The sequence below is a fragment of the Armatimonadota bacterium genome (assembly GCA_020354555.1).
Lineage (GTDB): Bacteria > Armatimonadota > Hebobacteria.
This window is the reverse complement of record CP070648.1, coordinates 1103074-1113831: the sequence shown is the minus strand read 5'-3', so window position 1 is coordinate 1113831 and position 10758 is coordinate 1103074. Positions and strand designations below refer to the sequence as shown.

Genomic DNA, 10758 nt, shown 5'->3' with positions numbered 1-10758 from the left:
ACGGGGAATGAAGCACACCCAGCCGACTGTCCTCATCCTATCAGAGCGACGAGAAGGCGTCAACCGGCCGCGCACCATACATCCAGCATCCATAGAGTCTCGTTTGGGAGGTGCCCCGCCGTCTCTTGCGTCCTTCCCTAATGCACGAACCTCGATAGACGCGCGACACGTCCGCCTTGCGCACACGGATGCGCCCTAAGGAGCGCTCCGGCTTGAGCCCTGCGGGATTCAGCGCCGCTCGTTTTCCCAGGCCTGACGCACCATGCCGCGGTGGGCTTCGGTCTCAGTCGCCAACGTCCGCAGCAACTGCTTCAGCTCCGGACTGTCGTCCTCGACGATCTCGAAGTACCGTCGCTCGATCAGGGCCTCTTCGAGGTCCGTGGCTGTTGAGAGCGCGTTGATTGCCGTGATTTCGCCTTCCTTGGCCTCCTTGACGCGCTCCCGCAGATAGTCAAGTGATGTGAGAATGGATTGCGGGCTGAAACGTCCGGGGTTGACGTGGACGAGGTGAGCTTTGACCTTGTCGGCGAAGGCGGCGATCATCCTGGCGTGTTCCACTTCCTCTGCGGCGAGCGCGCGGAAGAACTCTGCGTGCTGCGGGAATCTCGCGGCGTACGCTTGGTACAGCTCGGCGATCACTGACTCGTGCGCCGCCATCATCCCGATGATCTCCACCTGCTCCACAACTGAATGCACGTGCTCCCTCCTGGCGTCGAGCGGTCTCGGTTACAGCGCCGCCTCGTGTGCGCGGCGCTGTTCGCTGTCACTGCTCCCCTTGGCCGGCTGCGAGGCCGAACGCCCTGCAGTTTCGGCGAGCACGCCAGGGTGTTCCTTCTCCGCGGAGCGAACGGCGTGGATTGGCCGCAGTCACATGCTAGTCGCCCACCCCCCAGAAACGCCAAACCCGGCCCCAAGGGCGGGTCGGTGTCATGTTCCAACTGCCTTCTGTCAGTTCCGGCATTGGCACCCCCGGCGGGATTCGAACGCTGGTAAGAACGGAGACGCCACCGCAGGAGTACATGCTCCAGGGGCGCCGCTACCGGGCAAACAGCGTCGCTGATGAGCGACGACGCGCTACCGGCGGCGGGTAAGGTTGATTCGGGACGCCTGGAGTCGCGTGATGCGGCTCAGAACTGGAGAGCGACGATTCCAATTGCCAGCGCTGGTGGAGGAAGACCTCCTGGCGTCGAGATTCTCTCAGTCTGTGGGCGAGGTGGCGGATTTCGATGCCAGAGCGTTTTGGAGTAGAAGGATGCTGGTATCGAAACGCTCTCTCTCGTCCGGAGCGCGGTCTCAGCGTCGCTCAACCTCTACAACACGTCTCACAACAAGACCACCACGTGATCGTCGGAGCAGTTCGCAGGGGAGGTGTTGACACGCCGTCTCATAGAGACCGCTACACGCGGTCTTATCCGCCCGTGAGCGCTACACTCGGACGCGCAAGGCCTTGGTATCCTGCCGAGCAGAGCGAACTGGGCAACGTTCACAGGCGCGCCTGACGTTGTACAGGGGCGCCCTGACGACAGTGTCAAGGCTACTTCACATACCCGTACCGGTGCAACTTGAGGCTGCTGTCCTGCAGCAAGCCAACGCCGGCCGCGTAGAGCTTGTATTCCTTTTCGTCGGGCTCGAGGGGCGTGGTTTCCTCGATCTTGAGGACGTTCTTAAACGTTCCCGCGGGTGTGCTCAGGGCCTCGGTCAGGCTCACGATCTCGGCCCGGTCCATGGCCACGCCAGCGGCCAACTCCTGGTAGTAACGGGCACCGATCAAGGGGATTCCCGGCATCATCACACCGGCTCTGGCGCCGCTGACACCGGCACGCCAGCCACCACCGTGGCCCTTGACCTTGCCCGTCTCGTCGTAGTTGTCCACATCCTCGCCAAAGTAGAACACGGTGTTATTGCTCTTGGAGATCGCGAAGTAGTTCCGCGATACCTCGCTGAGCGTGCCCCCCTCGGTCTCCCTTTCCTCCACGACCCTGGTCTGTACACCGTCAATGGTCTCGGTCTCATTCAGGACCGTGACAGTGAGCTCTTCATCCCCAGACGTGAGGTGCAATTGGTAGCCCGGCTGCAAGATGAAGTACGGGTTCGTGCCTGTCGGCGACAAGTCGCTCTTATTCATGAAGAAGCGATCGGTCCAGATCTTCTCCCCTGCTGCGGCCCCCAACGCGATACCTGCCACCACAACCGCCGCGACCACCGCCAGCCTTCCCAGTGCCTTCATGGTAGCATGCCTCCTTTAGCCAAACCTCTCTGACGGCGCAAGAAAGCGATATTCTGTTCAAACCGATGACTGCCAACCCCTGCGGCGTCGAGCTTCAGCGACCGTGGGCACATTGAGGACTGAGTCAGGTTGCAGTCCCGCTGTCCCTGCTGCCGCATCTTGTGGTCCTGACGAGCTTGCGATAGTCCTCGCGCCGGGCGACCAGGCTGCCCACCCAAAGCGCTCTTCTCCGCGCCAGAATCGCTTCCCTGTGGCTGGAGCAGACGTCGAGCGGGAGAAGAGCGCCGAATGGGGCCAGCGGTGAGGCCCGCATCTTCGGCAAGCCCACAGGCGTCTCATGGCGCTTTGACAGGGACAGCGCGCCTCTCCTGTGGAACAAGGGATGGAGCCCTCTCGCGGCTGCGTCTTCATGGAGGCGACCAATGTTTGATGTCGAGACTCTTGACCACTACTTCTTCATGCGCCAGGCACTCCAGGATGCCGAAGCCGCGCTCCACCGCGGTGATCTTCCCATCAGCGCGGTGGTGGTGCACGGCAGCCGGGTGGTAGGCCGGGGCTCCAGTACGCGCAATACAAGCCGCTGCCATATCGCTCATGCCGAGTTGAACGCTCTTCTCTCGTGCTCGGAATACCTGTGCGAGCATCATGACGAGTGCGTAGTCTACAGCACCGTCGAGCCCTGCCCCATGTGCCTCGGTGCCATCGTCATGGGAGACATCCACCATGTGGTATTCGGGGCATTCGACTACCGCGCCGGGGCCACTCATATGGTCGAGCGCGTCCCCTACGTTGCTCATCACATCCGCACCTACTTGGGGGGCGTGCTCGAGGATGAATGCCTCGACCTGATAAGGCAGTACTCCGAGGCCGACGCCGACATCATCCAAGGCAAGGTGCATCCGTTCCGCACTCCCCCTCATTCAGTCTCCTGAGCGCCCCATGGTGGCTTCCCTGTGGGCGGAGGGGACATCGTCCGGAGTGACGTTCTTGAGCGCTTCGTGGCAGCGCTCCCGACGGTAGTAGTCAACGGAATCGGCCAACGCGGCCCACACCTGGTCTGGGCTAGTATGGAGTACCAGGGTGACCACGTCCTTGACCGTCCGGGGGGCCTGAAACCCAAATCCTGGTCCACCTGCAATGAGAGTAAACGCGAGTTGGTCTATGGCGCGACCACCATCTCCTGCTGCCGCATGAGCCCGGAGGCCAGCTCCTTGGCCGCGATCGTCCAAGTACCCGGGGCCTCATTCGGCGCAAGGCTCAGGTGAAGGCTGACCTTGCCGTCCTTCGCGCCGTAGTAGCCGCTGAACTCAGCGGGGCGCCCCTGGGCGTCGCGGATGTCCACCAGCACGGGGACGACGGCCGCGATGGGTGCACCGGCGTCGTCGAGGACCGATACGGTTAGGTCCACGGTGCCACCGCGCCTGGCCTGGCGCGGTGCGGCGAGCCCGACGCCCCCGATCCGCCGACTGGTGAGCATGAGAACCCGCCCATCGCCCGGCCCGAACGCCACGTCGAAGCGCAGACCGCCGGCGCCCGCTTTCACCGGCACGGCCTCGTGCCGCACGAGGTCGTATAGGAATCCTCTCTTGCGCTTGACCGACAGGGTGGCGGAGTTGGGCAGTCCCCTCTCCATGACCTTGCCGTGGTGACCGACGTAGTCGCCGTAAGTGCGCTTGTCATTGAGCACGAACAGGTAGTCGGTGTCCCCGTACCGGCGGAAGCGCAGGACGACATCGGGGTTGGTTGAATCGCCGTAGCGGGTGTAGAAGGGGTCGAGTTCGCGGCGCAAGCTGACGGCCAGCGCCTGCAGGGCGGCCTTGTCCCCGTCAGCCTTACCCGTGCGCTTGTAGCTGGGGAGAACGATGTCGGGGATGATCGCCGGACAGACGAACTCATCGGCCACGACAATGCCTCCGCGTCGCTGGAAGGCCTTGATCCTGGCGACGACGCTTTCGGTGAGGACATCACAGAAGGGCATGACCAGGACCTGGTAGCGATCCAGGCCATCGCGGACCACGGTTTCGTCAAAGAGTATCTTCGGCTGCAGGTGGGCCCACTGAAGGATGAGGTGGACGTCGGCTTCCCAGGACTCGCTCCAGCCGTAGCTGCCGCGGCCTGCGAATACCTGCGAAGTGAAGCTCTCCAGCAGCGCCACATCGGCCGGCCGGTCGGGGACTTGGAGCAGCGTAGGGCCAAGGGGCCGCACGACGTCGCGGGTCAACGCGGCCAGTACGTCCTGGGTGGCGGGGTTGGTGAAGACGTAGCCGGTGGTGCTTCCGGTTTCGACCAGCGACTGCCAGCCGTGGTACATGATCCCGCGAATCGGGCGGGATATCTTCGCCCAGAAAGCCTCGCGCATGTGGTCGGGGGCAATGGTGATGAAGGGTGCATCCGGCTTCTGCTTCTCCCACTCCGCGCGCTGGCTCTCGTCCTCCGGGAGCTTCGGGGCAGTTCCGGAGCGGTACCAGATCACCTGCGTCATCTTCATGACCTGCTGCCCCGGCTTGCCCTCTGCCATCGCAAACAGCTCATCAGCGGACTGGCCAATCTTGATGGGGTCGGGATAGGAGTAGGTCCACTGAGAGATCACATCCACGTCGCCGCCGCTGCCCCACAGGCCGGGCGCCCGCACGGCGGGGTCGAAGAATGTCCAGAGGTCCTTGCGCCCGGTGGACTTCAGGCCCCGGTGGACTTCCGAGTGCAGTGGGTTCCAGCCGTCGCCATCCCTCCAAAACCAGCGGTAGAAGCCCAGGATACGGTCATCGTCCTTCACCACGCGGTTGGTGGGGAAGTTGCGGATGCGGGTGTAGCGCAGGCCGGTCTTGCCCGCGACCTCCTCCGGCATGTCGTAGCCTGCGGCCGCGCGGAAGGCCTGCCTGTCGTGCTCATGGAAGCACAGGTCCGAGGCGTCGCGCACCTCGGAATGGATCAGCGAGCCATCCAGGGCAGGATACTGGCCGAAGGTCCTGGCGACTGAGGCGCCGACGTTGTAGCAGAACCGGCGGACCTCCGGGAAGTTGCCGCAGACATTCTGGTTGGCACGACTCATCCCCGCCCGATCCACCCGGTTGTACCTGGCGCGGCGTTCGGCGTCATTGGTCACCCAGGAGCCAGGATAGACGTATACGAGACCACGCAGGCCGGCGCGCAGCATGTCATCAAGCATGCGGCCCTGCTGCACGACCTGGTCCGAAGACATGGCTTCCGTGGGCATCCCGGCCTGCCATACCCGCCCGTAATCCACCAGGCTGATCAGTTGGTGCGTGAAGCCAATGGCCTTCAGGCGCTCGATGTCACCTCCGCCCCACATCACCACCGGCATCTGGTTGGGCAGCGGCCGTGAGACGATGCTCATCGGAATCACCTTGTGTACACGAATGCTCTTGCCCGCTCCCGTGGCCGATGCGGTCACCTTCAGGGCGTAGTCGCCGGGGCGGAGCGCGGTGTTGACCCCGACCGGAAAGGAATACTCCTGGTCGGGCGCCAGGTCCGGCAGCGCGACCCGCTGCCCGGTGCTGCCGAGGCGCACCTGGGCGCGCCCGCCGGTGAGTGGGGTGGTCGTCTCGTTGCCTAGCGTCACCGCAAGCGTGGCGTTCCTCTCCATCCGCAAGAAGGCGGTGCGCCCGCGTCCGACACTGACGCTCAGCCCTCCTGTGATGTAGGGGACGATCCCGCTGCTGATGCGCACCTGCGCCACGTAGCCGGGAAAGCCTGAGTGGATGCTGCCGTAGCGGTCACCGATGGCCAGGTCGTAGCGCCCGGGCGTGATGGGGCCGCGACCTTCCAACACGACCTTGGACAGGAGCTTGCCGTTGGCGAAGAAGCGACAGCGCCCCGCCCCGTCGTAGGTGAAGGCGACGTGCGTCCATCGCCCCGGCACGACGTCGATCTCCGCGCCGGTGACGAAAGCCGAGTCCCGGCCGAAGCCCAGCGAGGCGCACAGCAAGCGCTTGTTCCGCCCGCTGCGCCGCATGTAGAGGCAGTAGTCCCAGTTCGCCTCGGGGGTGTCACGGGGGTAGTGGATGTACTTCTTGTCCAGCAGGAACACGGTGTCGCACTCGTCCATCTCCGGCTTGGCCATGAACCAAGCTTCCAGAGTGAAGGCGCCCGCCGGTGAGAGCGCATCGGCATCCTTGGCGATGGCCCCCTGGGGCTTGTCGGTCACCGCGCGGAAGGACTCCAGGGCCCCGCCGAAGGGACCCTCGGTCACACAGCGCGCCTCGCCGCGCAAGGTCAGGTCGTGGCCGTGGCCGGAGTTGTCCCTGGTCTCCTGACCGGGCATGAACTGCCAGAGACCGACGACGTTGGAGCCGGTGGCCTCGTCGCCAGTGTAGAGTTGCTGCCAGGGCGCAGGTGGCATCGCGGCGGACCACAGCAGAGGACTGGCCGCCAGCAGCAGGCAGACGACCGCGGTGATGATCACAAGCGCTGATCGGTTCATGGATGCCTCCTACTGCAGCACCTGAATGGCCACCGGCTTCCAGATTCCGCCTGCTTGGACGCTGTCATGGACGCGGACCGTGATCTGGTTCTTGTCGCCCCACTTCAGCTCTTCGCTCACGTCCAGGGCGAATGTCTTGTCCCATCCCTCGGGGCCCAGGTCGTGCTGGCCCACGTACTCGCCGTTGATCCAGACCCAGGCGACCTCATCCACCGCGCCGAACTCGATCTCGGCGCCCAGACACTGCGGCTTGGCCGGTAGGTCGAAGGCGGCGCGGTACCACGCGACTCCATCGTAGGTGTGTCCCTGCTCCTCCCACGCCTTGCCAATCTCGATGGGCGTCCAGGCGGAGTCGTCGAAGCCGGGCTCGTACCATTTCTGCAGGTGACCGTCGGCCTCGGGGTCCGTCTGGAAGCGCCAGCCCTGCAGCGGCAATGGAAGAGTCTGCACGACCCTAAGGTCGTGGTCCCAGTCCTTGCGCTCGCGCAGTGAGATCGACTCCTTGAAGAAAGGCCAGAGGGCCTCCGCGGCCACCTCACGCACTGCCGTGGCCTCGTCCCTGCGCATCTGCTCCAGGAGGTCATTGACCTCCTGGGTGCGCGGCTTCACCTGCACCAGGACGTTCACCGCGGCGAGGCGTACCAGTGGGTCGGGATCGCCGGCCGCCTGCCGAATCTGCGGCAAAACATCGGCCGTCGGCGGGTCGCAGACAGCCACGAGAGCCGCGCGGCGTACCAAGACATCCGAGTTGCCGAGGGCGGCGGCAAGCGCCTCCCGGGCCGGGGCGCCGAGTTCGGTCAGCAGCCGTACCGCCGTACGCCGCACGACGAGGTTGTCATCCTGCAATGCGGCTGCCAGCGCGGATACGGACGCCGCTCCCTGCGTGGCCTGTTTCAAGAGCGCGGCCCGTCGCGCAGCTGGTGAACGGGCCGCAGTCCGGGCGCAGGCAGCGGTGGTCAGGCTCACCACGAGGGCGAGCGACACGGTGAGCACAGGGGATATCGCAGCGTTCACCTGATCCGTCCTCTCCTGCCAGAGCATCTCTGTCCCAGCCCAGCGCCCGTTGCTTCGTCCTCGGGAGGCCTGAGACCTGCGCCGGTGTTCCGGCGCTCGCGATGGACGCAACGTTGTCCTGCGGAACATCGAGGTGTTGGCCCATGCCCTGGCGCTGACGCTGTCAGACCTCTTCGGCGGCGTGCAGGGCAGCATCGGGGGTGCCGTTGTTGAGCGTCAGCGATTGTGCGACAGATCCAGGGGTGACCCAAGGTGCAGTTCCGGCTTCCCTGCTCTTGCGTCTTGTTCCGTCCGCGCGAGAATGGCTTCCGGATGGGCGCGCGGCCGTGACGTACTGATCACATGGGTGCCTGACCGGGACATCGCGTCCCGAGCCAACTCAACACGGAGACTACGCGTCACCTCACCTCGAACGTCACCGGCTCCGACAGCACCGATAGCCTGACATACTCGTCTGCAATGATGCGGTCGACCCTAAAGACTGCCCTGTACGTACCCCTGCGCCATCCGTCGCGAATTCGCCACTTGCGCACGTCCAACTCTATCTCAAGGGACTCTCCCGGCTTTACGTACTTCAGAGCTGGTCCCGAGACGGTCAGAGGCACCGTGAGTCGCGGGCGCGCAAGGTAGAGGTTCGTCGGCCTCCCGTCACGGTAGATCTCCACCACGCTGCAGCCGTACGTCTCCCCGTTCCATGAGTTTGGCTTGGCCGCGAACCTCTCGAACCCGATTTCGCCGCTTAGCCCATTCGTCAGCAGCAGGGTTACGGGGAGTCTCGCCTCGAGTCCGTAACTTTCAGCCTTCGGCAGCGCCTTGAGGGTCACGGCAATCTGACGCTTGGGCACATAGGCCAGCGCGGCGCCGGCTCCGGCGACACAGACGACAGGAATCATCCATTTCAGCGCGGCCAGGGGGATCCTCATCCTGCCCCTCCTCTCCGGTCACGAGCAGCGACCAGAAGATAGCGCTCCTCGCGCAGCTTGACATGCGCTGGCACCCGTCAGAGGTGCGCCGCCATGAAAGCGGCGGCATCGGGGACGTAGTCAACCGGCAATCGGTGGCCCGCATCGTAGAAAAGGATCTTAGTGTTCGGGCTTTCGGCCAACTCGTACAGTTCCTGCGCCTGAACCTCGCTGCACATCTCGTCGCGCCGGCCCACTAGCATGCAGAAAGGCCGGTCCCCAATACCGCGCGCGTAGTTGGCCGGCGCCAGCACAACGTCCTGACTCCAAGACACGGGCGCCGCGCAGGCCACGGCAACCTTGATACGCGGCTCCGCCGCCGTCAACGCGAAGGCCTGGAAGCCACCCATGCTGTAGCCGAGCAGGCCGATGCGCTGCATGTCAACGTCGCCCCGCGTTACGAGATAGTCGAGACCGCGGCGGTAGTCAACAACGGACTGCGTTATTATCTCCCGCAAAGTGAAGTAGTTCTTGCGCGGCTCAGCACCGGGCTCGTTGTAAACGTTGACGACGCTGTAGTCATTCTCGGCGATGCGATCGCCGTGTCCCTGCGCGTCCAGCGCAAACACCGCATAGCCGTGTGCCAACAGCGCCGTCTGTGCCTCGCCGCCGCTGATGTATTTGCCGTCATCCCACCAGTTCTCTTTCGAGCCTGACCAGCCATGTAATAACAGCACGCAGGGATAGGGAGGCTTCCCCTGCTTGGGAAATTCGAGATACCCCGGCACCAGGAAGCCGCGTGCACCCCGAAACACCACCTTCCGGCGCACGGTCGTTGCCGTCTCTTTCAACTCAACCGCGCGCGCCTCAAGCGAAATCTCCTTGTCATAGTCGTAGAATGCCATGAGGACCTTGAAAGCCTCTTCGCCAACGGGCTCGGCAAGGCTCCGCGCCCATAGGCTGGGGACTGACGCCAGGCTCGCAACCATTATCACCAGGAACGTCAAGTGCCGACGGAATGCTGTGATTCCCATCACGCCCTACCTCCATCTCCGCTCTCACGCGTAGAACCAAATCGAGCAGCGATGCATTATCGCGCACACGCGTGAGTGAGGCAATGGTGCCGCCCGCGCCCGGCGCCCGGGATTTCGGCAAGCGGCAAGCGCGGGGCACCTTGTGTCCGTCACATGGCGGTGATACACCAGGGAAAGCCCGCGGGGGCAAGTCGCTACCGCCTGCACTGTCGCCAGGCCGCGTGCCTCGCGGTGGGGCAAACGGCCGAGCTTCGGACTGAGATCACGGCGCTGAGGGATCGGGGCTACTGCTTGGCCTCCCAGAACCGGGTGCGCCGGGCCCGATTGGCTGAGGCGTGCTCGCGGGAACGCTCGCGCCTGACCACAACGATCCCCACCTGCAGCGCTTTTCGCTGCGCCAGGATGGCGTCCCTGTGGGCGGAGGAGACATCAAGCGGGAGGAGTGCTGACCGCAGCTGGCGACGAAGCTTGGACGGGTTGGCATGTAAGCCCGCAGGAGCAGGAACAGCCTCTCATTCACGCAAGAGTGCAACTGGGTATTTGTCCCGGTCTTGCTGACGAGGTACAGTCGACAGCACGTGCCGACGTAGACACTGCCCAACAGGAGATCGCCGAGTGCGCGCGCACGTCACGGTGCTGGTTGGGATGACTGTGGCGGCCTACGCGCTTTCCGGTTCATGCGCCAGGCGTCCTGAGTATCACCGTGTCGCGTTGCCGCCTGGCTCGGACCAAACGCGATCACAAGAGGTGGCCCGTGCAACGGGCTCGGCGGATGCGTACTTCGTGAGAAGCGCATCATTCAGTCCCGACGGGCGTCTGCTTGCCCTCGTTGTAGACAGCAAGAGAGAACCAGGCGCAACAGGAACCGCCCCGCAACGCCGTTTCGTTGTGGTCGACCGCGAAGGCAGCGTCCGCTGGTCGGGACGCTGTGCATCACCCCTGCTTGGCTGGACCCGTGGCCCGATTCGAGTCGTCTATGCATCTCAAGAGAAGCCGGGCGTATACGTGGTGGCGGCCCGTGACCCCTCTCGCACGCTGCGGGCTCCCCCAGTAGCTGGAGTGGCCGTGGGGGGCATCGGTGCGAAGCAGCAGACGGTTTCGTTCATCATTAGGCAGCAAGACAACGTCTTCGTGCTGTGT

General features: G+C 64.3%; 7 protein-coding genes. 1 reads left to right on the top strand and 6 read right to left on the bottom strand.

The annotated features are described in order from the left end of the window. Positions 1–228: 228 nt before the first annotated feature. Positions 229–696: a hypothetical protein gene (locus JSV65_04550; GenBank protein UCH35625.1), complete on the bottom strand. Its 468-nt coding sequence runs from the start codon at positions 694–696 to the stop codon at positions 229–231. Between the two features lie 838 nt (positions 697–1534). Further along, on the bottom strand, positions 1535–2227 hold the full coding sequence (locus JSV65_04545) for a hypothetical protein (GenBank protein UCH35624.1): 693 nt from the start codon (positions 2225–2227) through the stop codon (positions 1535–1537). Between the two features lie 422 nt (positions 2228–2649). On the opposite strand from JSV65_04545, the gene JSV65_04540 reads away from it, so the two are divergent. Then, positions 2650–3159: a nucleoside deaminase gene (locus JSV65_04540; GenBank protein ID UCH35623.1), complete on the top strand. Its 510-nt coding sequence runs from the start codon at positions 2650–2652 to the stop codon at positions 3157–3159. Between the two features lie 227 nt (positions 3160–3386). On the opposite strand, the gene JSV65_04535 is transcribed toward JSV65_04540, so the two are convergent. The 4 genes from JSV65_04535 to JSV65_04520 form a co-directional block, all read right to left on the bottom strand. Continuing rightward, a complete protein-coding gene (locus JSV65_04535) occupies positions 3387–6668 on the bottom strand; it encodes a LamG domain-containing protein (GenBank protein UCH35622.1) in 3282 nt (1093 codons plus the stop codon). Between the two features lie 9 nt (positions 6669–6677). Continuing rightward, positions 6678–7565 (bottom strand): HEAT repeat domain-containing protein, encoded by an 888-nt coding sequence (locus JSV65_04530; protein UCH35621.1) that lies wholly within the window; start codon positions 7563–7565, stop codon positions 6678–6680. A gap of 515 nt (positions 7566–8080) precedes the next feature. Continuing rightward, entirely contained in the window at positions 8081–8605 is a 525-nt protein-coding gene (locus JSV65_04525) for a hypothetical protein (protein ID UCH35620.1), read from the bottom strand. 77 nt (positions 8606–8682) lie between these two features. Further along, complete coding sequence (locus JSV65_04520; protein ID UCH35619.1) at positions 8683–9618, bottom strand: alpha/beta fold hydrolase; 936 nt, start codon at positions 9616–9618, stop codon at positions 8683–8685. Positions 9619–10758: the final 1140 nt, after the last annotated feature.

Excerpts from the sequence above, each read along its gene's own strand:
- JSV65_04525 (UCH35620.1), bottom strand. The coding sequence starts at position 8,605 with ATGAGGATCCCCCTGGCCGCGCTGAAATGGATGATTCCTGTCGTCTGT.
- JSV65_04535 (UCH35622.1), bottom strand. The coding sequence starts at position 6,668 with ATGAACCGATCAGCGCTTGTGATCATCACCGCGGTCGTCTGCCTGCTG.
- JSV65_04545 (UCH35624.1), bottom strand. The coding sequence starts at position 2,227 with ATGAAGGCACTGGGAAGGCTGGCGGTGGTCGCGGCGGTTGTGGTGGCA.
- JSV65_04520 (UCH35619.1), bottom strand. The coding sequence starts at position 9,618 with ATGGGAATCACAGCATTCCGTCGGCACTTGACGTTCCTGGTGATAATG.
- JSV65_04540 (UCH35623.1), top strand. The coding sequence starts at position 2,650 with ATGTTTGATGTCGAGACTCTTGACCACTACTTCTTCATGCGCCAGGCA.